A 21,103-nucleotide genomic window follows, 5' to 3' on the forward strand; every position below is an offset into this window, starting at 1 on the left:
ATCTATTCCCATTCCTCCCGATTCTTCAAAAATAAACAAAAATAATCGAATAATCAGGTACAAAATAAAAAATCAAGTGACACGATTGCTCCATTCCTCTTCAATTTACAAGCAAAAATTGTCAACACTTGAAGTATAAATTCACAAGCAAAATTGCATTTTTCAGGTATAATAATGGATTCCCCAACTGCATTTTGTGAGCTGAATCCATGTCTGTTGTTCTGCCCTTGCGCGGTGTAACCGCCCTTTCCGATTTCCGTGTTGAAAAACTCTTTCAAAAAGCAGCCGCACTCGGCCTGCCCGAAGTCAAATTAAGCAGCGAATTTTGGTATTTTGTCGGTAGCGAAAAAACACTTGATGCCGCGACAGTCGAAAAACTGCAAGCCTTACTGGCAGCGCAAAGCGTTGAACAAACGCCCAAAGCGCGCGAGGGCTTGCATTTATTTTTGGTAACGCCCCGTTTGGGCACCATTTCTCCTTGGGCTTCCAAAGCAACCAATATCGCGGAAAACTGCGGTTTGGAAGGCATTGAACGTATCGAACGCGGCATGGCCGTATGGTTGGAAGGTGCGCTTACCGACGGGCAAAAACAACAATGGGCAGCCCTGTTGCACGACCGCATGACCGAAAGCGTGTTGACCGACATCGATGCAGCGGCGCAACTGTTCCACCACATCCAATCGGAAACCTTCTCCAGCGTAGATGTATTGGGCGGCGGTAAAGAAGCATTGGTCAAAGCCAATACCGAAATGGGCTTGGCGCTTTCGGCCGATGAAATCGATTATCTGGTTGAAAACTATCAGGCTTTAAACCGCAATCCGTCCGATGTTGAATTAATGATGTTCGCTCAGGCAAACAGCGAACACTGCCGCCACAAAATCTTCAACGCCGACTTCATCCTTAACGGCGAAAAACAACCGAAATCCCTCTTCGGCATGATTCGCGATACGCACAATGCGCATCCTGAAGGCACAGTCGTTGCCTATAAAGACAACTCATCCGTGATCGAAGGCGCGAAAATCGAGCGTTTCTATCCGAATGCAGCGGAAAACCAAGGCTACCGTTTCCACGAGGAAGACACCCATATCATCATGAAAGTGGAAACACACAACCACCCGACCGCCATCGCGCCGTTTGCCGGTGCGGCAACGGGTGCGGGCGGTGAAATCCGCGATGAAGGCGCAACAGGTAAAGGCTCGCGTCCGAAAGCAGGCTTGACCGGCTTTACCGTCTCCAACCTGAATATTCCAGGCTTGGAGCAGCCTTGGGAACAAGCCTACGGCAAACCCGGCCATATTGCTTCTCCTCTAGACATCATGATTGAAGGCCCGATTGGCGGCGCAGCGTTCAACAACGAATTCGGCCGCCCGAACCTCTTGGGCTACTTCCGTACCTTTGAAGAAAAATTTGACGGTCAGGTCCGCGGCTATCACAAACCGATTATGATTGCCGGCGGCTTGGGCAGCATTCAGGCACAACAAACACACAAAGATGAAATCCCCGAAGGCGCATTGCTGATCCAACTGGGCGGCCCGGGTATGCTCATCGGCTTGGGCGGCGGCGCGGCCTCTTCCATGAACACCGGCACAAACGACGCGTCTTTGGACTTCAACTCCGTACAACGCGGCAACCCCGAAATCGAGCGCCGCGCGCAAGAAGTCATCGACCGTTGCTGGCAGCTTGGCGACAAAAACCCGATTATCTCCATCCACGACGTCGGCGCAGGCGGCCTGTCCAACGCCTTCCCCGAACTCGTCAACGATGCCGGACGTGGCGCGGTATTCAAACTGCGTGAAGTGCCGCTGGAAGAACATGGCCTCAATCCGTTGCAGATTTGGTGTAACGAATCGCAAGAGCGTTATGTATTGTCCATTTTGGAAAAAGATTTGGAGACCTTCCGCGCCATCTGCGAACGCGAACGCTGCCCGTTCGCCGTAGTCGGTACAGCGACCGACGATGGTCATTTGAAAGTACGCGACGATTTATTCTCCAACAATCCCGTCGATTTGCCGTTGAACGTCTTGCTCGGCAAACCGCCCAAAACCACGCGTACCGACAAAACGGTTACGCCGTCTGAAAAACCGTTTAACGTGGGCGATATCGACATTACTGAAGCCGCCTACCGCGTTTTGCGTCTGCCTACAGTAGCCGCCAAAAACTTCCTGATTACCATCGGCGACCGAAGTGTCGGCGGCATGACCCACCGCGACCAAATGGTCGGCAAATACCAAACCCCCGTAGCCGACTGCGCCGTTACCATGATGGGCTTCAATACCTATCGCGGCGAAGCGATGTCTATGGGCGAAAAACCGACTGTCGCCCTGTTTGACGCGCCTGCTTCGGGCAGAATGTGCGTCGGCGAAGCCATTACCAACATCGCTGCGGTCAATATCGGCGACATCGGCAACATCAAACTCTCCGCCAACTGGATGGCGGCATGCGGCAACGAGGGCGAAGATGAAAAACTCTACCGCACCGTTGAAGCAGTTTCTAAAGCCTGTCAGGCATTGGATTTGAGCATCCCCGTGGGCAAAGACAGTTTGTCGATGAAAACCGTGTGGCAGGATGGCGAAGAGAAAAAATCCGTGGTTTCGCCGTTGAGCCTGATTATTTCTGCGTTTGCTCCAGTAGAAGACGTACGCAAGACTGTTACGCCTGAGTTGAAAAACGTCGAAGACAGCGTATTGCTGCTGGTTGACTTGGGCAACGGCAAAGCGCGTATGGGCGGCTCTGCATTCGGTCAGGTTTACAACAACATGACCGGCGATGCACCTGATTTGGACGATACAGGCCGTCTGAAAGCGTTTTACAACATAATTCAACAGCTTGTCGCCGAAGACAAACTCTTGGCATACCACGACCGCAGCGACGGCGGCTTGTTTGCCGCTTTGGTAGAAATGGCATTTGCTGCACGTTGCGGCTTGAATGTGGATTTGACCTCGCTGGTTGCCAACCAAGCCGATGTCAACGAAGCAAGCATCCGTGCATTGTTCAATGAAGAGCTGGGCGCAGTGATTCAAATTGCCAAACAAGATGTTGCAGCCGTAGAAGCCTTGTTTAAAGAAGCTGATTTGGCACTGCATGCTGTTGCGACCATCGGTACTGACGAGAAAATCGTTATCCGCAATCAGGCAGGCATCGTACTGGAACAAAACCGCGCCGACCTGCAACGCGTATGGCAGGAAACCAGCCACGCCATCCAACGCCTGCGCGACAATCCTGCCTGCGCCGACAGCGAGTTCGCACTGATTGGCGACAACGACCGCAGCGCATTGTTTGCCGACGTGAAGTTTGATGTAAACGAAGACATCGCCGCGCCGTTTATCAACAGCTGCGCGAAACCCAAAATCGCCATCCTGCGCGAACAGGGCGTGAACGGGCAAATCGAAATGGCCGCCGCCTTCACCCGCGCCGGATTCGATGCCTACGACGTGCATATGTCCGACCTGATGGCAGGCCGCGTCCACCTTGCCGACTTCAAAATGCTGGCGGCGTGCGGCGGCTTCAGTTACGGCGACGTACTCGGCGCAGGCGAAGGCTGGGCGAAATCAATTCTGTTCCACCCTGCTCTGCGCGACCAATTTGCCGCCTTCTTTGCCGATCCGAACACGCTGACATTGGGCGTGTGCAACGGCTGTCAAATGGTCAGCAACCTTGCCGAGATTATCCCGGGTACAGAAGCATGGCCTAAATTCAAGCGCAACCTGAGCGAACAGTTTGAAGCGCGCCTGAGCATGGTTCATGTTCCGAAATCCGCATCGCTGATTCTGAATGAAATGCAAGGCTCCAGCCTGCCTGTTGTCGTCAGCCACGGCGAAGGCCGCGCCGACTTCGCGCTTCACGGCGGCAATATCTCCGCCGATTTGGGCATTGCGCTGCAATACGTCGACGGACAAAACCAGGTTACCCAAACCTACCCGCTCAACCCCAACGGCTCGCCGCAAGGCATCGCCGGCGTTACCAACACCGACGGCCGCGTGACCATCATGATGCCGCATCCGGAACGCGTATACCGCGCCGCACAAATGAGCTGGAAACCGGAAGACTGGACGGAACTGTCCGGCTGGTACCGCCTCTTTGCCGGAGCAAGGAAGGCGTTGGGTTAACCGGCAGGCTGATTTGATTCGGCTTTAAAGAGAAAGGTCGTCTGAAAACGATTTAGCGCATTCTGCTATATCTGTTTTCAGACGACCTTTATATGTTCTTTTGCGTATAATACCGAACCAACCGCCGTCATTCCCGCGCAGGTGGAAATCCAGCCCCCTGCATTTCAGAAATACTCAAAGACTACTGTAAATTCAAGCTTCTGGATTCCCGCCTACGCGGGAATGACGGTCATAGGAAAATCAATGCATTACCCCAAATAATTAAATTAGAAAACTTAACTTTGATAGGAAGACTTAATGGCGAAAACAAAATATTCCGCACGGATCAATGGGGAACATATTGATGGAACGATAGAAATTATAAAAAGAATCGTCTTACATCTGCATGATATGGGCAAAACACAATTTAAGGTAAAAGATGTAGATGAACAGATTGAAGAACTAAAAAACCAATGGCAGATTACTCCTGACTATAATGATGATACACATGCTTCTTTGCATGTACTTAGTGTCAATTCAAACTCAAGGAAGCATTATCACGAATCAATGCACCAAGACTTTTTATGGTGGAAAAAAGGAGGAATATTTGAATTATACAAACCAACAAATTTTCAAATAAACTCAACCCAATCTTTGGAACAAGATCTCAGTAAACTCAAAGAACAATTAGCATCCGAAATTGAACCAGAAAAGCGAACCGAAATCGAAACCTTAATAAAAGCTCGTCAAGGGCAAGGCAGATTCCGGCAAAAACTACTCGAACTGTATCCGAGCTGTCCGCTGACCGGTCTAGATATCCAGCCTTTACTCATCGCCAGCCATATTAAACCTTGGAGCGTGTGCGATGATAACGAGCGTTTATGTCGCTTCAATGGTCTGATGCTCGCACCCAATATCGACAGATTATTCGATAATGGACTGATTACGTTTGATACCGACGGTACGATAAAAATCAGCCCGACAATCGATTCGGAAAATCAAAAGCGGTTGGGAATTTCTCCCGATATGAAATTAAAAATTCGACCGGAAAGCGAAAAATATTTCGAGTATCACCGCAACCATGTTTTCCCAAAAGAAGAATAAATAGTGTTGAACAGTCCGTTGATTTAAGGTCATCTGAAAACGGGTTGGCACAAAATCCGCTATACCTGTTTTCAGACGACCTTTTTGCGTCCTTTTGCATATAAAGACCAAACCGACCATCGTCATTCTATTAGCGTATTCTGCAAGCAAAAGCATCATTCCGTATAATCATAATCCCCCTTAGCTCCCCATCAGCTATAATCGACATATTCAGACGGCCTTTCCCGACATTATGACTCGACAAGCCTTTATCCTCAGCGATTGCGAATTTTCCGAATGCGGCGAAAAGCCTTACGCCCTGTTGACCGCGAATCCGACGAAGGAACACCACTTCATCGCCCAAACCGAGCAGCGGCAACATTCGCATAATCCGCAGGTCAGCCCGCAAAATCAAAACGTTTATCGCTTACCGCTGTCTATGTTCCATACTGGCGAAAAAGCCCGTGGCAAAGAACAAAACCGCAGCGAAGCGATAAGCGTCAACATCATCGGCAACTTGGCGGCGAAAAACCTCTATACGCTGACCTTTGTCGAAGACTCCGCCAACCAATACAATCTGGAAAGCTGGTTCAACCGTCATGAAAGCGGCTACGAAGATGCCTGCAACCACCTGCGCACCCTGCCTGCAGGCCGTCTGAAAACACCTACGGCAAATGCCGATACCGTCAAAGTACCGGATGCCTTGTGGCGGATATTGCGGCTGAAATTCCTCGGCATTCTGCGCAATCCGCACAACCACAAAAACCTGTTTGCCCACCGCCTGCACCAAACGCTTCGGGCGCGGCTGCCGGAAGTCGGTTTTGAATTTGTCCGCTTGATCAGCAAACGCGATCCCAAGCGCATCGAAGCCATTATGCAGGACTACCGTTTCACTTTTCTCGGCTATGTCGATTGGCTGGGTGGGCTTTACGGCATGTTGAGCGAAGGCGTGGCGCAGCCATCGTTGTTTGAACGGCTGTTTTGCAACATCTTTGCCGCACCCGAAGCCGTGAAAATCGAATTGTTCCGCTATCCGGAAAACATGGGGCTGTGCCTGTTTGGCGACAGCAGTTTCTGCCTGCAAGCCTCGGCCAAGCTATTCAGTGTCGGCGTTAATATTTCACACGATATGTTTGCCGTCGTCCATCTGCAAACCGACCGTTGGCACGCGTTTAAGAATACCTTTCATCACGACGCGCCCAAACTGCAAGGCCAAGTGCGGATTATCGACGGCGATCAAACCCAAAGATTGCTGTTCAACCGACTGTGCATCCAGCAAGCCCATGAAGCCGTATTCGGCCAAAGCCCTAATATCAAAGATTATTTAGAGGCCGTCTGAAACCCCAAACCAGAAGAAAGCATATGAAAATCACGCCAATCCAAGCCCTAAACGACAACTACATCTGGATGATTCAAGAAGGCAACCATGCTGCCTGCGTCGATCCGTCCGATGCCACGCCCGTTTTGAAATTCCTCGTCCACAACCGCCTGATGCTGGCGCAAACATGGATTACCCATCCGCATCCCGACCATACCGGCGGCGCAAAAAGCCTGTTCCACGGCTTTTTAGAATCCCCAATCTATGGCGAAAGTGACATCGACGTAGCGACGCATACCGTCACCGCAGGTACGCAGTTCCCGTTTGGCGAAGGCTTGGTTACCGTTTGGGCAACCCCCGGCCATACCGACCGCCACATCAGCTATCTGCTGGAAAATTCAGACGGCCTGCACGTTTTCTGCGGCGATACCTTGTTCTCCGCTGGTTGCGGCCGCGTATTTACCGGCACAATCGAGCAGCTTTACGACAGCTTCCACCGATTCAACCAGCTGCCCGAAGAAACGCTGTTTTATCCGGCGCACGAATACACCGCCTCCAATCTGCGCTTTGCCCAGCATATCGAGCCGGACAATGCCGACATTCAGACGGCCTTGGCCGCAGCCGAACACACGCCGACACTGCCCGTCAGCCTGGCACACGAACGCAAAGTCAATCCATTTTTCCGCGTACACCTGCCCCAAGTTCAGGCACGCGCCGAAGAATTGAGCGGACGAAAATTAAACAGCGAACTCGAAGTCTTCGCCGCCTTGCGTGAATTAAAAAATCAATTTTAATTGGGCTTACTCCCTAAAGAATAAGGCCGTCTGAACAATATCTGTTCAGACGGCCTTTATTTTTTAGGGATTATTCCCATTCAATCGTGGCAGGCGGTTTGCCGCTGACATCATAAACCACGCGGTTGATGCCTTTGACTTCGTTGATGATGCGGTTGGACACTCGACCAAGCAGCGAGTATGGCAGCTCAGCCCAGTGGGCAGTCATAAAGTCGCTGGTAATCACGGCACGCAAAGCTACGACATAATCGTAAGTACGGCCGTCGCCCATTACGCCGACGGATTTCACAGGCAGGAATACGGCAAAGGCTTGGCTGGTCAGATCGTACCAAGATGTGCCGTTTTCATCGGTAGTATTGCGCAATTCTTGAATGAAAATATCGTCTGCTTGACGGAGCAAGTCGGCGTATTCTTTTTTCACTTCGCCCAAGATACGCACACCCAAACCTGGGCCCGGGAACGGATGACGGTACACCATTTCACGCGGCAGACCCAAAGCGACGCCCAATTCGCGTACTTCGTCTTTGAACAAGTCGCGCAACGGCTCAAGCAATTTGAGCTTCATGTTTTCAGGCAGGCCGCCGACATTGTGGTGGGATTTGATGGCATGGGCTTTTTTGGTTTTCGCGCCTGCGGATTCGATTACGTCAGGGTAAATCGTACCTTGCGCCAACCATTTGGCGTTAGTGAGTTTTTTCTCTTCAGCGTCAAATACTTCGATAAATTCCGCACCGATGATTTTGCGTTTTTTCTCCGGATCGGTCACGCCGGCAAGTTTCGCCAAAAACTGCTCTTCGGCATCAACGTGAATCACGCGTACTCCTAAGTTGCGGGCAAACATGTCCATCACCATTTTGCCTTCGTTCAAACGCAACAGACCGTGGTCAACAAACACGCAGGTCAGTTGGTCGCCGATGGCACGATGAATCAGCGCGGCCGCTACGGAAGAGTCCACGCCGCCGGACAAACCTAAAATCACTTCGTCGCTACCAACTTGTTCGCGGATTTTGGCAACAGCTTCTTCGATGTAGTTCGGCATGGTCCAGCTTGGTTGTGCGCCGCAAATATCCAAGACAAAGCGGTTCAACAACGCGCGGCCTTGTTTGGTGTGGGTCACTTCAGGGTGGAATTGGATACCGTAGAATTGTTTCTCAGCATTTTCCATCATGGCAATCGGGCAAGACGGGGTGTCGCCGATAACAGAGAAGCCGGTAGGCAGTTTGGAAACTTTATCGCCATGACTCATCCATACGTCGAGCGTATTAGGCGCATCGTCTTGAATGCCGCGTGTCAGCTCGCTGTCGATGGTTTTAACTTGCGCATAACCGAATTCGCGTTGGTTGCCCGGGCTAACTTCGCCGCCCAAGTGGTGCGCCATAAATTGCATGCCGTAGCAGATGCCCAAGACCGGAATGCCCAAATCAAAAATACCGGTATCGGCTTGATAATCGGATTCGTAAACGGAATTAGGGCCGCCGGAGAGGATGATGCCTTTCGGGTTAAAGGCTTTGATTTCTTCCAAAGGCATGTCGAAAGAATGCAGTTCGCAGTAAACGTGGGCTTCGCGCACGCGGCGGGCGATCAGCTGGGTAACTTGCGAGCCGAAGTCGAGAATAAGGATTTTGTCTTGGGTCATGGCGGAAACTTTGTAAAATGTAAGAAAACGGTGCGGCCGAGAGGGTAAATTTCAAATTTAAACCACAATAAAAAAGGCCGTCTGAATCGGCGGATTATACCATTGTTCAGACGGCCTTTATAGGGCAAAACCCAAATCTCTCATCTTTCTATTTTGTGTGTTTCTCAGGAATCATATCGCTGCGCGAGAGCAACAGCAGGCAACCCAACACGACCATGCCGATGGCCAATAACGGCGAGAGGTAAATCCAGTAGCTCATGTGCAGATAAATGGCTGTACCGATATAAACCAGCATCGGACCGGAAACGATGGACTGTTTATTGATGCCGTCCATAATCAACACGGCAAAGCCCAAAATAATTAATGCGCCGGCAATCATGGTTGATGTCGCAGGCAAAATATCCGTAGCACGTAAAAACCAAATCGCACCAAAGATAATCAAAAACAAAGGCAGAAAAAGTGAGGGGCGGGACATAACAACGCTCCGTAAAGGTTTCAGACGGCCTGTATTATTAGGTGCGCCGGCCATGCAGGCAAGATATAAAAATGCAATCTTGTGTGTAATTATGCAAAGGTTGGCACAACAAAAAGGCCGTCTGAACCGTGGCAAACCGAAATCGAATATTTCAATTTATCCTGTTCCAGACGGCCTTTCAAATCATCAGGCTTTGCCGGTGCTGCCGAATCCGCCTTCACCCCGCTCGCTGGCGGCAAACTCGTCCACAACCTTAAACGCGGCTTGGACAACCGGCACAATCACCATTTGCGCGATGCGCTCCATCGGCTCGATGGTAAACGCTTCTTTACCACGGTTCCACAGAGAAACCTTCAATTCTCCTTGATAATCCGAGTCAATCAAACCGACCAAATTGCCCAAAACAATACCGTGTTTATGACCCAAACCGGAACGCGGCAACAAAACGGCCGCATACGCAGGGTTGGCCAAATGCACCGCCAAACCGGTCGGCACGAGATATACATCGCCCGGCTGCAATACAACGGCTTCATCCAGGCAGGCACGCAAGTCCAAACCGGCAGAACCGGGCGTTGCATAAGCAGGCAGGGAATCGGCCATTTTCGGATTTAAGATTTTCAGTTCGACTTCGGTTTGCATGACAGGACTCCGTATTGTTCTATATTGGAAAGGGCTACGATTATACACAAATGCCCTTGAGGCCGTCTGAAAAAACGGAGTATGATTCAGTCAGACCTAAGGAGAAAAATCATGGATCTGCACAATATCCGCGAAGATTACAGCAAACGCGAGCTGTCGGAAGCCGAATGCCACGCCGACCCGATTGTCCAATTCGAGCAATGGCTGAACGAAGCGATTCACGCCGAAGTCAACGAGCCGACCGCGGTCAACGTTGCCGCCGTAGGCGAAGACGGCAGGCCCAACAGCCGCATGGTACTGCTGAAAGAGGTCAACCCCAAAGGCTTTGTTTTCTTTACCAATTACCATAGCCGCAAAGGCCGCTCCTATACGGCACACCCTTTTGCCGCTATGACTTTTTTCTGGCCGGAACTCGAACGCCAAGTGCGCGTTGAAGGACGCATTGAAAAACTTGATGCTGCCGCTTCGGACGAATATTTTGAGAGCCGCCCATATACCAGCCGTATCGGCGCATGGGCAAGTGCGCAAAGCGAAGTGATTTCCAGCAAAGCCGTATTGGTGGCCAAAGCCGCGGCCGTCGGTGTCAAACATCCCCTGCATGTTCCCCGCCCTCCGCATTGGGGCGGATACCTCGTTATTCCCGACCGCATCGAATTCTGGCAAGGCCGCCCCAGCCGCCTGCACGACCGCATCCAATACCGCCTGGTTGACGGCAACTGGATACGCGAACGCCTTTCGCCATAATTTTCGGATTTTCAAACAAAAATTTACTGGTTGAGTTACAATACAGCCTTTCATCGGCAGGCCGTCTGAATTTGATTTTCAGACGGCCTTTTCCCCCAATCCAACCCCTGCCGCAAATGCCGCAGAAGAACCGCTTTTTCAAGCGAGTTAGGAAAAATCATGTCCAAACAGCCTTCCAGCAAACGCCAATGGCGCGACGGCGTATCATCTACCGCCAAAAAACCTTCCAAACCGGCCAAATCCTTTGCCAATAAAAAACGTCCCGACGACGAGCGAAAAACATCAGGCAAACCTTACGGCCAAAAAGTTTCAGACGGCCCCAAAGCTCAAAATACCGCACCTAAACAACGTGCTGCCAAAGCCAAAAAACTGGTGGTCCGCAACCCAAACCAAAAAATCATGGAGCACGCCCGCGATTTGAAAGAACGCCGCAGCGACCTTTCACGCTTTGAACCCGAGCGCCTGCAAAAAGTCCTGGCCGCTTCCGGCGTCGGTTCACGTCGCGAAATGGAAGAATGGATCAGCAACGGCTGGGTAACGGTCAACGGACGCGTAGCCCAACTGGGTGAAAAAGTCACGCCCGACGATCATGTTACCGTCAAAGGCAGCATCATCAAACTCAAATGGGCAGACCGCCTGCCACGCATCATCCTCTACTACAAACAAGAAGGCGAAATCGTTTCCCGCGACGACCCGCAAGGCCGCGTCAGTATTTTCGACCGCCTGCCGCAAGCAGCCAGCAGCCGCTGGGTGGCCATCGGCCGTTTGGACATCAATACCAGCGGCCTCTTGATCCTGACCACTTCAGGTGAACTGGTTCAACGCTTTGCCCACCCCAGCTTTGAAGTCGAACGCGAATACGCCGTACGCGTATTGGGCGAGTTGACCACCGAACAAATGCGCGTCCTAACCGAAGAAGGCGTGATGCTCGAAGACGGTCTAGCAAAAGTAGAACGTATCTACGAACAAGGCGGCGAAGGCGCAAACAAATGGTATAACGTGGTCATCAAAGAAGGCCGCAACCGCGAAGTACGCCGCATTTTTGAAAGCCAAGGCCTGACCGTCAGCCGTCTCGTCCGTGTAGGCTTCGGCCCTATCGGCTTGCCAAACCGCCTCAAACGCGGCCAGTTCTACGAACTCAATCCGGCAGAAGTCGCCAACATCATCAAATGGGCAGATATGCTGCTGCCTGGCGAACGTCGCCGGAAGAAAAGTTAATGTAAGATAAATCGGGGCTGAGACTTTTGCAAAATCGTCTCAGCCTTATAACATCTTGCTTTAGTCATAAAAATCAAGAGAATTAAAACTCAAATCTCTTAGCACAAAACATATTATTACAAATTTATTCCATTTATTTTAAATATTTGAATAATTTATATTTTTTCTACTTTATTATTAAATATAAGCAGAGCTGCTCCAACCTTCACAAGGCTGTACTCAATAATAGCCTATCCCTTCATCTCAACTAATCGGTATATTTACTACTTCCCAATACATCCAAATTTCCAAATGCTTTGGCATAAATTTCTTATTTATAAGATAATGCTATTTCTTTAACCATTATAAAAAAGGGGAAACTATGTTTGATTTTATAAAGCGGAAATTTCGTGAAGCCATCATTGACCCGATTTCCGACAGTGTTCGAGAAAAACAGGAACAATTGGCAGAAACGGCTTCTGAATATGCGGCACCAAGCGTTTTCTACCTACTCTTCGCCATTACAGGAGCAGTAGCCGTCATTTTGGTTTTACTTAGCCTTTCACTCTATATAGGCCAGCTTTTAGGCAGCTACCTATACGGACTATTTATCTTTACCTCATTTTTTATCTTATTGTTTTTATTTGTATGGGCAATGCGTTCTCGTATTGAAACAGCCGTTAAAAAAACCGTATATGAGCTTTTAAAACCATCAACAGATGCCGATGTTACGATTCCTTTGGTGGAGGCGGAAGTTTTAGAAGAAACGGAAATCAAACGTTTGGAACAACATTAAAATTTTGAAAGGCCGTCTGAAAAACATTCAGACGGCCTTTTAATTAAACTTTTTATTTTTCCGATTTCAACACGCGTTGACGGCGGGTTTCGCTCAATACCATGCCTGCGCTGACGGAAACGTTCATGCTTTCTACCGTGCCAAACATCGGAATCGATACCAGCATATCGCAATGTTCGCGCGTCAGGCGGCGCATACCCTCGCCTTCGTTGCCCATTACCCAAGCCACGCTGTCTGGCAAGTCGCAGTGGTAAAGGTCGGAGTCGCCGCCCATGTCTGTGCCGACAATCCAAATACCGTACTCTTTTAATTCACGTAAAGTACGGGCAAGATTGGTTACGGTAATATACGGCACGGTTTCCGCCGCGCCACAGGCAACTTTGCTGACAGTCGCATTCAGGCCGGCGCTTTTGTCTTTGGGCGCAATCACGGCATGTACGCCCATCGCATCGGCAGTACGCAGGCATGCGCCAAGGTTGTGCGGGTCGGTAATGCCGTCCAATACCAGCAAAAACGGCGGTTCGCTCAGGTTTTCCAACACATCTTCCAAGTGAACATGGTTTTTGGAGGCATCGATAAACCCGACCACACCCTGATGACGCGCCCCTTTGCTGATGGCATTCAGGCGGTCGGCATCAGCAAAATGCACGCGTACGTTTTCAGAGGCCGCTTTATCCAATACATCGCGGGTGCGTGCATCGGATTTGCCTTCTTGGATATAGAGTTCGGTAATTGATTTCGGGTTTTGCCACAAACGGGCATTGACGGCGTGAAAGCCATAGATGAGTCGTTGGTTTGCCATGTTTTTGCTTTATCGAAAAATTCAGACGGCCATTATAACAAGTAAGGCCGTCTGAAAATTTTTTATTTCATCAAATAACCGAGTATGCCCGAAGTGCCAACGCCGATTAATACCGTCACCAACATCGAAAACCGGCTAGCCGCCAATACCGTCAAAGCAATGGCAATCAGCTCATGCGGTTTATCCGACACAAAATATGGCGCAATCACAGAAATCAACACACAACCCGGCGCAGCCTCCATAACCACTTGCGCGCGACGGCTCAACGTACGGTTGCGCAATGCAAAAAAGCCGATTAATCGGGTTGAATAAGTAACGGCCAACATGCTTAAAAACAGCAAAAACGATTGCAGCGACAACAAATCCTTCATTTTTGCTCTCCCCACAAATACGCCACCAATAAACCCGATAACGTTCCGGCCGGAACATACCATGCGCCATCCACGATCAAATAGGTTGCGCACGCCACAATCAGGCTGACAAACCAAGGGCGCGAAGCCGCAAAGCTCTTCCACATCCCGCGCAGCAACACCAAAAACACCGCAGGAAACGCCATGCCGAAGCCCCAAGCCGCCACATCGCCGAACATTGGACCTACTGCCGCACCAAACGCCGCAAAACCAATCCAAGTTACATACAAAATAAAGCACACGCCGGCATAAAACGGCATATTGAATGCAGGCAAACCTGCCGCCTTACGCTTTTGAATTTCAGCAAACGCCATTGCCCAGCTTTCATCACACATAAAAAACAGCGCGGGCATCGCCTTTTTCAGCGGCATATCCCTCATATACGGCGCAATCGCCGCACCCATCAGGATATGGCGCGAATTGATCATAAACGTAACCGTTGCAATCAGCAGTATCGGCAAGGGATTTGCCCACAAATTGACTGCGGCAAATTCCGAACCTCCGGCAAAGTTCATGCCCGTCATCAGCAGCATTTCCAGCCAACTCATGCCTTTCTGCCCACCCTGCATGCCCAAAATCAGCGCCCACGGCAACAAGCCGATCAGCATGGGAGAACATTCTTTGATACCGCGCAGAAATTCCGATTGAGGAGAAGCAGTGTGATTCATTTTGATTGAAACGGTTTATTAAAAAGAAGCGACGTATTATAAATCAGGCCGTCTGAACAAGGGTATAATATGGAAAAATTAGATTTATTTACGGAAACCGATATGACCCACACCGTCCATCTGCAGTTTGAAGAAATTGACAATACCGTGTTGCAACGCCTGTGCGGTGCGCTCGACAGCAATCTCGAAGCCTTAGGCAAAGCCCTTGATATCCAAATCAGCCGCCGCTTCGAACATTTCACCTTCATGGGCGAACTGGCACATGCTGGCCGCCGTGCCTTGCTGTCGCTTGCCGAAGCCGCAGAAAAAGGCGACTTGGACGACAACGCCATCAGCCTCGCGGCCGTCGAAGCAAAAACCGCAGATGAAAAACACGAAGAAAAACACCACGACCAACAATACTATTTCCGCACCAAACGCGGCAGCATCGGCGGCCGCACCCCGCGTCAAAACGGCTATATCCGCGCCTTGCTCAACCACGATGTCGTGTTCGGCTTAGGCCCTGCCGGTACGGGTAAGACCTATCTTGCCGTTGCCGCCGCAGTCGATGCCATGGAAAAACATCAAATCGAACGCATTGTTTTGGTGCGTCCCGCAGTCGAAGCAGGCGAAAAATTAGGCTTCCTGCCGGGCGATTTGGCGCAAAAAGTCGATCCCTACCTGCGACCGCTTTATGATGCGCTTTATGATTTAATGGGTTTCGACCGCGTAACCAAATTGATGGAAAAAGGTTTGATTGAAATTGCGCCGCTGGCCTATATGCGCGGCCGTACCTTAAATGGCGCATATGTCATTTTGGACGAAGCGCAAAATACCACGCCCGAACAAATGAAAATGTTCCTGACCCGTATCGGCTTCGGTGCCAAAGCAGTCATTACCGGCGACATCAGCCAAATCGACCTGCCACGCAACATCAAATCCGGCTTGAAAGATGCACGCGAAAAACTGCGCGACGTAGAAGGCCTGTATTTCCACACCTTCACCAGCGAAGACGTCGTCCGTCATCCTTTGGTGCAGAAAATCGTCGAAGCCTATGAAGCAGCAGAAGAACAAGCTGAAAAGAAAAACGGCGAATAATCTTTTCAAACACTGAAGGCCGTCTGAAAATCAAATTTCAGACGGCCTTCCTACATCATTCGCCACATAATACTGCTATAATCCGAAAATCAAGTAAAACAACGACTTCAAAAGGAAAAATATGACCCTCAAGCCACCCGTCCGAATCGCCGTTACCGGCGCGGCAGGCCAAATCGCCTATGCCACCCTTTTCCGTATCGCCGGCGGCATCATGCTAGGACGCGACCAACCCGTTATCCTGCAGCTGCTCGACCTGCCGCAGGCACAACAGGCATTGCGCGGCGTGATTATGGAAATGCAGGATTGCGCCTTCCCGCTCCTTGCCGACATCTTCGCCACAGACGACCCCGAAGTCGCCTTCAAAGATGCCGACATTGCCCTCTTGATTGGAGCGCGCCCGCGTACCCAAGGCATGGAGCGCGCCGACTTGCTGCACGCCAATGGCGAAATTTTCAAAGTACAAGGCGCGGCGTTGAACAAAGTTGCCAATCGCAACGTTAAAGTCCTCGTCGTCGGCAATCCGGCCAATACCAACGCCTACATCGCCATGAAATCCGCCCCCGACATCCCGCCAGAAAATTTCACCGCACTGATGCGTCTCGACCACCACCGTGCCGTTAGCCAAATTGCCGAAAAAATCGACCGCCCGATTACTTCCATCGAGCAAATGTGCGTCTGGGGCAACCATAGCCCGACCATGTACGCCGACTACCGCTACGCCACCAGCAACGGCGAGTCCGTCCAAGACATGATTACCGAACCCGACTGGAACACCGAAGTTTTCATGCCGAAAATCGCCGGACGCGGTGCCGCCATTATTGCCGCACGCGGTTCATCATCCGCAGCTTCCGCCGCCAATGCCGCCATCTACCACCTGCGCGACTGGTTGCTCGGCAGCAGTGGTAAATGGATAACCATGGGCGTTCCATCAGATGGCTCTTACGGCATTCCCGAAGGTTTGATTTTCGGCTTCCCCGTCATTTGCGACGAAGGCAGCTACCGCATCGTCCAGGGCTTGGATTTGTCGGACGAATTCAGCCAAAAACGTATTGCCGCCACACTGGCCGAATTAGAAGAAGAACGTTCAGCCATCCAGGATCTACTCTAAAACAAAGGCCGTCTGAAAACGAAATTTCAGACGGCCTAAATAATTAAATGCCCGTTCTACAATCATTTTTAAAAGCTAGAATGGCACTCTTTGTCCTTGTTTATCTTTAAGATGCCATTGACCTGCCGGTGTACAACCGCCGCCACTACCGCCGACAGCATAATGATCACAATTCGGATCAAGACGTTTTCCTTGAGAATATGAGCCATTTGTCAAACCATCTCCATCAAATGAACTGCATGCGCCGGTGAAAGCTACGCAAAACAGGATTAAAAATTTCTTCAACATTCACATCACCTTTTTTATAAAAGTCACACCCAAAAATTGTACCCTGAATAAAGTTTCTACGCTATCGATATGAGCCACACTGTGCAAGCAAAAAGAACTAATCTTACCTTGCTCACTGTTGTATTGCCGCCGATATATGTACCAAAATTTCCGTTGCCATCACTCAAAGAAAAACTACTGCCAGAAATTTGGAATACACATCTAATGCAATTAAAAACATATAAAATAGTTATCAAACTAATTTTATAAACATGTGACAAATTTTTTGCAACTTTGTTTCTTATGGTTTTGCTTCTTTATAAAGCTCGTCCTCATAATATGAAAATTACCCAATACCTTTTCTGCATTTAAAAAAGGCCGTCTGAAAACCAAATTTCAGACGGCCTTTACTGTGCAGCTTTATTCCGCTACATCAATGCACAAATATTTCAATTCCAAATATTCATCCGCACCATATTTGCTGCCTTCACGTCCCAAACCGCTGCGTTTTACGCCGCCAAATGGTGCCACTTCATTACTGATTAAGCCCGTATTGATACCGACCATGCCGTATTCCAAGGCTTCGCCGACGCGCCATTGACGGGCGACGTCGGAGGTGAAAAGGTAAGCTGCCAAACCGTATTCCGTATTGTTCGCAGCCTCGATGACTTCGGCTTCGGTTTCAAAACGGAACACGGGACACAAAGGCCCGAAGGTTTCTTCGCGAGCTACCGCCATTTGCGCCGTAACGCCGCTTAAAACGGTAGGCTCAAAAAACGTTCTGCCCAATGCGCTGCGTTTGCCGCCGGTCAGGCAACTTGCTCCTTTAGCCAATGCGTCGGCGATGTGCTGCTCAACTTTTTCTACCGCTTTTTCCTCAATCAACGGCCCTTGGTTTACGCCATCTTCCAAGCCGTTGCCCAATTTAAGCGCCGCCACTTTTTCACTCAATTTGCGGCAAAATTCGTCGTAAATGCCGGATTGAGCGTAAACGCGGTTGGTGCAGACGCAGGTCTGACCGCTGTTACGGAACTTGCTGGCCAGCGCGCCTTCGACGGCTTTGTCCAAATCGGCATCGTCAAACACGATAAACGGCGCATTACCGCCCAGCTCCAAACTGAGTTTTTTAATGTCTGCCGCGCTGTCGGCAAAAATTTTCGCACCTACTTCGGTTGAGCCGGTAAAGCTGATTTTGCGTACAGTCGGGTTCGTAGCAAATTCATGGCTGATTTCCGAAGCGCTACCACTGACAACAGGCAACAAATCCTGCGGCATACCTGATTCATAAGCCAGCACGGCCAACGCATACGCACTCAAAGGCGTGAGCGATGCAGGTTTGACAATCATCGCACAGCCCACTGCCAAAGCAGGTGCAGCCTTGCGCGCAATCATCGCAGACGGGAAGTTCCACGGCGTAATCGCAGCAGTAACGCCGACGGGTTGTTTCAATACAACCAGTTTTTGCGACGCTTTCACACTCGTCAGCACATCACCGTCAATCCGCCGAGCCTCTTCCGCAAACCAGCGCACAAACGAAGCCGCATAATCAATCTCGCCACGCGCCTCAGTCAGACTTTTGCCCTGCTCCATCGTCATGATACGCGCCAGTTCTTCTTTGTTTTCTTTAATTAAAAAATACCAACGCCACAACACATCGGCGCGCTCCAACGCAGTTTTTGCCGCCCATAATTTTTGTGCCGCCTCCGCCTTTTGAATCAAAAGCTTCAGGCCGTCTGAATCAGTCTTACGGACAAACGCCAAAGCCTCACCTGTTGCAGGGTTATCAACTTTAATGGCATTTGGAATCGGAGAAAAGGAAATATCGGGATGGTTGAGCAAACGGGCAAAATCTTTCATGAGAAACGACCTTTCTAAAACCGAGGATATACGTTCATTATCATATTCATACCATCAAAGTGCAACTAAATCAAAAAATAAACCAACATCAAAGGCCGTCTGAATATCTTACAGACGGCCTTTGCTTTAACGACATCATATCTATCTTAAATAACGAATGAAATACGATGATTAATACTCTACCTCAAAAGGATAAGACACATGTATTACAACAATTTGCTATAATACAAAACTCATTTCAACACTCATCCAAAATTCCATTCTCAGACGGCCTTTGTCTGTTTATAAGGCCGTCTGAAATATTTTCCGTCCATCCTCTTCTGCCGAGCCATGATTCCATCTGATTTCATTGATGAGCTTTTGTCCAAAGTCGATATTGTCGATATTATCGACGAACAGGTTCCGCTGAAGAAAGGTGGGGCGAACTATATGGCCTGCTGTCCGTTTCACAAGGAAAAGACGCCGTCGTTTTCGGTCAGCCCGACCAAGCAGTTTTACCATTGTTTCAGTTGCGGGGCTCATGGTTCGGCGATTGGATTTGTGATGGAACATCAGGGGCTGTCGTTTCCGGAGGCAGTGCAGTTTTTGGCTGATCGCGTCGGCATGACGGTACCTAAAGTTCGTGGGCAGGAAGACAACCCCGAAATCCGTGCCGAACGTAAGAAAAAACAGCAGACTTTGGAAGAAACGACAGCAGCGGCAGCGGATTTTTATGCGCAACAGTTGAAATTCAATCCGGCGGCGAAGGCTTATTTGGACAAGCGCGGCTTGAGTGCGGAAGTTATTGCGCATTATGGCTTGGGCTATGCACCCGACGGCTGGCAACCTTTGGCGCAAGTATTCCAACCCTATCCTAATACTGCGTTGGTGGATACGGGCATGGTCATCGACAACGAAGGCAAACATTACGACCGCTTTCGCCATCGGATTATGTTCCCTATCCGTAATCCGCGTGGGCAGGTAATCGGCTTTGGCGGCCGCGTATTGGACGACTCCAAACCCAAATACCTGAACTCTCCCGATACGCCTTTGTTCGATAAAGGGAAAAACCTTTACGGACTATATGAAGGGCGTGCTGCCGTAAAAGAGGCAGGACGGATTTTGGTGGTCGAAGGCTACATGGACGTGGTTGCATTGGCGCAGTTCGGCGTCGGCTACGGCGTAGCGGCTTTAGGTACGGCAACCACGGCGGAACACGTCAAAATCCTGATGCGTCAGGCCGACAGTATTTATTTTTGTTTTGATGGCGACAGCGCGGGACGTAAAGCGGCTTGGCGCGCGCTGGAAAATGCGTTGCCGCAATTAAAAGACGATAAATCACTGCATTTTCTATTCCTACCCGAAGAACACGACCCTGACAGTTACATCCGCGCCTACGGCAAAACGCAATTTGAAGATGCCCTGTTAAACCAAAGCAAGCCCCTATCGGAATACTTTTGGGAACATCTTTCAGACGGCCTCAACCTCAATACGCAAGAAGGCAAAGCAGAATTGGTCAAAACCAGTTCTCCGCTCTTGGCTCAGATTACCGCGCCGGCATTGGGCTATCTTCTGAAACAAAAACTCAGCGAGCTCGTAGGCATTGACCCGGACAACCTCGCCCAATTACTCGGACAAGAAGCGCCAAAACGGCACGTCAAACAAAAAAGTTACAAACTGCCGCCTATTTCTGTCAAACAGCCAACCATGCTGACGCTGGTTCAAAGACAGATACGCAGCCTCTTGATAAATCCGGCTTGGGCTTCATATATAGACCTACCCGATTATCTGGCTTTAAGCGGCGACTTTGCCTGCCTTGCCAATTTAGCCGAAACCATCAAGCATCACGATACGACTCCTGCAACTGCACAAGTGCTTGAATATATGCGCGGTTCGCCCTATGAGGAAACCGTCAATCAAATCTTTTTATCGACCCTTCACTCTGAAGAAATGGAAGGGGATAACGAAGAAGATTGCGAAAGTTTCCAAATCGGCATGAAAAAGTTGTTAAATGAATTAAAATACAGTCAAATCGAAACTTTAAAGCAAAAAAGTATTCAAACTGGTTTGACCGAAAATGAAAAAAGACTTTTGCTGTCGCTTTTGACGGCAAAGCAAAACTAACCCCTCAGGCCGTCTGAACAATCTAAACACACGCTGCGAAGCAT

Annotated in this window: 18 protein-coding genes; 10 read left to right on the forward strand and 8 right to left on the reverse strand. The window is 49.9% G+C overall.

The window, feature by feature from the left end; all coding sequences use genetic code 11:
• The first annotated feature begins 209 nt into the window (after window positions 1-209).
• The 4 genes from purL to gloB all read left to right on the forward strand — a co-directional run bounded on the left by purL (window position 210) and on the right by gloB (window position 7,280).
• Window positions 210-4,106, forward strand: coding sequence for a phosphoribosylformylglycinamidine synthase (purL, locus tag ACTHSN_RS03680; RefSeq protein WP_440365086.1), 3,897 nt, complete (start codon window positions 210-212; stop codon window positions 4,104-4,106).
• Between the two features lie 297 nt (window positions 4,107-4,403).
• A complete protein-coding gene (locus ACTHSN_RS03685; protein WP_225905477.1) occupies window positions 4,404-5,189 on the forward strand; it encodes an HNH endonuclease in 786 nt (261 codons plus the stop codon).
• A 232-nt stretch (window positions 5,190-5,421) separates the two neighbouring features.
• Window positions 5,422-6,507 carry a hypothetical protein gene (locus ACTHSN_RS03690; protein WP_107791880.1) on the forward strand — a complete coding sequence of 362 codons (1,086 nt, stop codon included), beginning with the start codon at window positions 5,422-5,424 and terminating at the stop codon, window positions 6,505-6,507.
• A 23-nt stretch (window positions 6,508-6,530) separates the two neighbouring features.
• Entirely contained in the window at window positions 6,531-7,280 is a 750-nt protein-coding gene (gene gloB, locus ACTHSN_RS03695) for a hydroxyacylglutathione hydrolase (RefSeq protein ID WP_107791879.1), read from the forward strand.
• Window positions 7,281-7,350: 70 nt separating this feature from the next.
• Here the strand turns inward: gloB and guaA are convergent, their stop codons facing one another.
• The 3 genes from guaA to dut form a co-directional block, all read right to left on the reverse strand.
• Complete coding sequence (gene guaA, locus ACTHSN_RS03700) at window positions 7,351-8,916, reverse strand: glutamine-hydrolyzing GMP synthase (protein WP_003686344.1); 1,566 nt, start codon at window positions 8,914-8,916, stop codon at window positions 7,351-7,353.
• Between the two features lie 148 nt (window positions 8,917-9,064).
• The gene (locus ACTHSN_RS03705; RefSeq protein ID WP_039862324.1) at window positions 9,065-9,391 is read right to left on the reverse strand and encodes a hypothetical protein; all 327 of its coding nucleotides are present in this window, start codon (window positions 9,389-9,391) and stop codon (window positions 9,065-9,067) included.
• Between the two features lie 186 nt (window positions 9,392-9,577).
• Window positions 9,578-10,030, reverse strand: a complete 453-nt coding sequence (gene dut / locus ACTHSN_RS03710; RefSeq protein WP_003680707.1) for a dUTP diphosphatase — start codon at window positions 10,028-10,030, stop codon at window positions 9,578-9,580.
• A 111-nt stretch (window positions 10,031-10,141) separates the two neighbouring features.
• Here dut and pdxH point away from each other — a divergent pair, with 111 nt between their 5' ends.
• From pdxH to ACTHSN_RS03725, 3 genes are all read left to right on the forward strand, one after another.
• Entirely contained in the window at window positions 10,142-10,774 is a 633-nt protein-coding gene (gene pdxH / locus ACTHSN_RS03715) for a pyridoxamine 5'-phosphate oxidase (RefSeq protein WP_003686383.1), read from the forward strand.
• 159 nt (window positions 10,775-10,933) lie between these two features.
• On the forward strand, window positions 10,934-11,992 hold the full coding sequence (locus tag ACTHSN_RS03720) for a pseudouridine synthase (protein ID WP_003686367.1): 1,059 nt from the start codon (window positions 10,934-10,936) through the stop codon (window positions 11,990-11,992).
• A 361-nt stretch (window positions 11,993-12,353) separates the two neighbouring features.
• Window positions 12,354-12,767, forward strand: coding sequence for a hypothetical protein (locus tag ACTHSN_RS03725; protein ID WP_070461848.1), 414 nt, complete (start codon window positions 12,354-12,356; stop codon window positions 12,765-12,767).
• A gap of 52 nt (window positions 12,768-12,819) precedes the next feature.
• Here ACTHSN_RS03725 and rlmB read toward each other — a convergent pair whose 3' ends face one another.
• The 3 genes from rlmB to ACTHSN_RS03740 all read right to left on the reverse strand — a co-directional run bounded on the left by rlmB (window position 12,820) and on the right by ACTHSN_RS03740 (window position 14,647).
• Window positions 12,820-13,569 (reverse strand): 23S rRNA (guanosine(2251)-2'-O)-methyltransferase RlmB, encoded by a 750-nt coding sequence (rlmB, locus tag ACTHSN_RS03730; RefSeq protein WP_004520319.1) that lies wholly within the window; start codon window positions 13,567-13,569, stop codon window positions 12,820-12,822.
• Window positions 13,570-13,631: 62 nt separating this feature from the next.
• Window positions 13,632-13,940 (reverse strand): AzlD family protein, encoded by a 309-nt coding sequence (locus ACTHSN_RS03735; protein WP_003680717.1) that lies wholly within the window; start codon window positions 13,938-13,940, stop codon window positions 13,632-13,634.
• The gene (locus ACTHSN_RS03740) at window positions 13,937-14,647 is read right to left on the reverse strand and encodes an AzlC family ABC transporter permease (protein ID WP_070461846.1); all 711 of its coding nucleotides are present in this window, start codon (window positions 14,645-14,647) and stop codon (window positions 13,937-13,939) included. The genes ACTHSN_RS03735 and ACTHSN_RS03740 overlap by 4 nt, the downstream gene beginning before the upstream one ends.
• Window positions 14,648-14,749: 102 nt before the next feature.
• On the opposite strand from ACTHSN_RS03740, the gene ACTHSN_RS03745 reads away from it, so the two are divergent.
• Complete coding sequence (locus ACTHSN_RS03745) at window positions 14,750-15,724, forward strand: PhoH family protein (RefSeq protein ID WP_004520317.1); 975 nt, start codon at window positions 14,750-14,752, stop codon at window positions 15,722-15,724.
• 121 nt (window positions 15,725-15,845) lie between these two features.
• Entirely contained in the window at window positions 15,846-16,832 is a 987-nt protein-coding gene (locus ACTHSN_RS03750; RefSeq protein WP_107810366.1) for a malate dehydrogenase, read from the forward strand.
• A 75-nt stretch (window positions 16,833-16,907) separates the two neighbouring features.
• On the opposite strand, the gene ACTHSN_RS03755 is transcribed toward ACTHSN_RS03750, so the two are convergent.
• Both ACTHSN_RS03755 and ACTHSN_RS03760 read right to left on the reverse strand, forming a co-directional pair.
• Window positions 16,908-17,120 (reverse strand): hypothetical protein, encoded by a 213-nt coding sequence (locus ACTHSN_RS03755; RefSeq protein ID WP_159068520.1) that lies wholly within the window; start codon window positions 17,118-17,120, stop codon window positions 16,908-16,910.
• 399 nt (window positions 17,121-17,519) lie between these two features.
• Window positions 17,520-18,956, reverse strand: coding sequence for an NAD-dependent succinate-semialdehyde dehydrogenase (locus tag ACTHSN_RS03760; RefSeq protein WP_107810365.1), 1,437 nt, complete (start codon window positions 18,954-18,956; stop codon window positions 17,520-17,522).
• A 330-nt stretch (window positions 18,957-19,286) separates the two neighbouring features.
• On the opposite strand from ACTHSN_RS03760, the gene dnaG reads away from it, so the two are divergent.
• Window positions 19,287-21,059 carry a DNA primase gene (gene dnaG / locus ACTHSN_RS03765; RefSeq protein ID WP_107723327.1) on the forward strand — a complete coding sequence of 591 codons (1,773 nt, stop codon included), beginning with the start codon at window positions 19,287-19,289 and terminating at the stop codon, window positions 21,057-21,059.
• Window positions 21,060-21,103 lie beyond the last annotated feature (44 nt).

The organism is Neisseria sp. P0009.S010, assembly GCF_051958545.1.
In the GTDB taxonomy this organism is placed as follows: Bacteria; Pseudomonadota; Gammaproteobacteria; order Burkholderiales; family Neisseriaceae; genus Neisseria; species Neisseria subflava_A.

Coding starts and splice junctions, on each gene's coding strand:
- ACTHSN_RS03725 (WP_070461848.1), top strand. CDS start 12,354: ATGTTTGATTTTATAAAGCGGAAATTTCGTGAAGCCATCATTGACCCG.
- ACTHSN_RS03685 (WP_225905477.1), top strand. CDS start 4,404: ATGGCGAAAACAAAATATTCCGCACGGATCAATGGGGAACATATTGAT.
- rlmB (WP_004520319.1), bottom strand. CDS start 13,569: ATGGCAAACCAACGACTCATCTATGGCTTTCACGCCGTCAATGCCCGT.
- dut (WP_003680707.1), bottom strand. CDS start 10,030: ATGCAAACCGAAGTCGAACTGAAAATCTTAAATCCGAAAATGGCCGAT.
- ACTHSN_RS03720 (WP_003686367.1), top strand. CDS start 10,934: ATGTCCAAACAGCCTTCCAGCAAACGCCAATGGCGCGACGGCGTATCA.
- ACTHSN_RS03760 (WP_107810365.1), bottom strand. CDS start 18,956: ATGAAAGATTTTGCCCGTTTGCTCAACCATCCCGATATTTCCTTTTCT.
- dnaG (WP_107723327.1), top strand. CDS start 19,287: ATGATTCCATCTGATTTCATTGATGAGCTTTTGTCCAAAGTCGATATT.
- pdxH (WP_003686383.1), top strand. CDS start 10,142: ATGGATCTGCACAATATCCGCGAAGATTACAGCAAACGCGAGCTGTCG.
- ACTHSN_RS03740 (WP_070461846.1), bottom strand. CDS start 14,647: ATGAATCACACTGCTTCTCCTCAATCGGAATTTCTGCGCGGTATCAAA.
- purL (WP_440365086.1), top strand. CDS start 210: ATGTCTGTTGTTCTGCCCTTGCGCGGTGTAACCGCCCTTTCCGATTTC.
- ACTHSN_RS03745 (WP_004520317.1), top strand. CDS start 14,750: ATGACCCACACCGTCCATCTGCAGTTTGAAGAAATTGACAATACCGTG.
- ACTHSN_RS03690 (WP_107791880.1), top strand. CDS start 5,422: ATGACTCGACAAGCCTTTATCCTCAGCGATTGCGAATTTTCCGAATGC.
- guaA (WP_003686344.1), bottom strand. CDS start 8,916: ATGACCCAAGACAAAATCCTTATTCTCGACTTCGGCTCGCAAGTTACC.
- ACTHSN_RS03705 (WP_039862324.1), bottom strand. CDS start 9,391: ATGTCCCGCCCCTCACTTTTTCTGCCTTTGTTTTTGATTATCTTTGGT.
- gloB (WP_107791879.1), top strand. CDS start 6,531: ATGAAAATCACGCCAATCCAAGCCCTAAACGACAACTACATCTGGATG.
- ACTHSN_RS03750 (WP_107810366.1), top strand. CDS start 15,846: ATGACCCTCAAGCCACCCGTCCGAATCGCCGTTACCGGCGCGGCAGGC.
- ACTHSN_RS03755 (WP_159068520.1), bottom strand. CDS start 17,120: ATGTTGAAGAAATTTTTAATCCTGTTTTGCGTAGCTTTCACCGGCGCA.
- ACTHSN_RS03735 (WP_003680717.1), bottom strand. CDS start 13,940: ATGAAGGATTTGTTGTCGCTGCAATCGTTTTTGCTGTTTTTAAGCATG.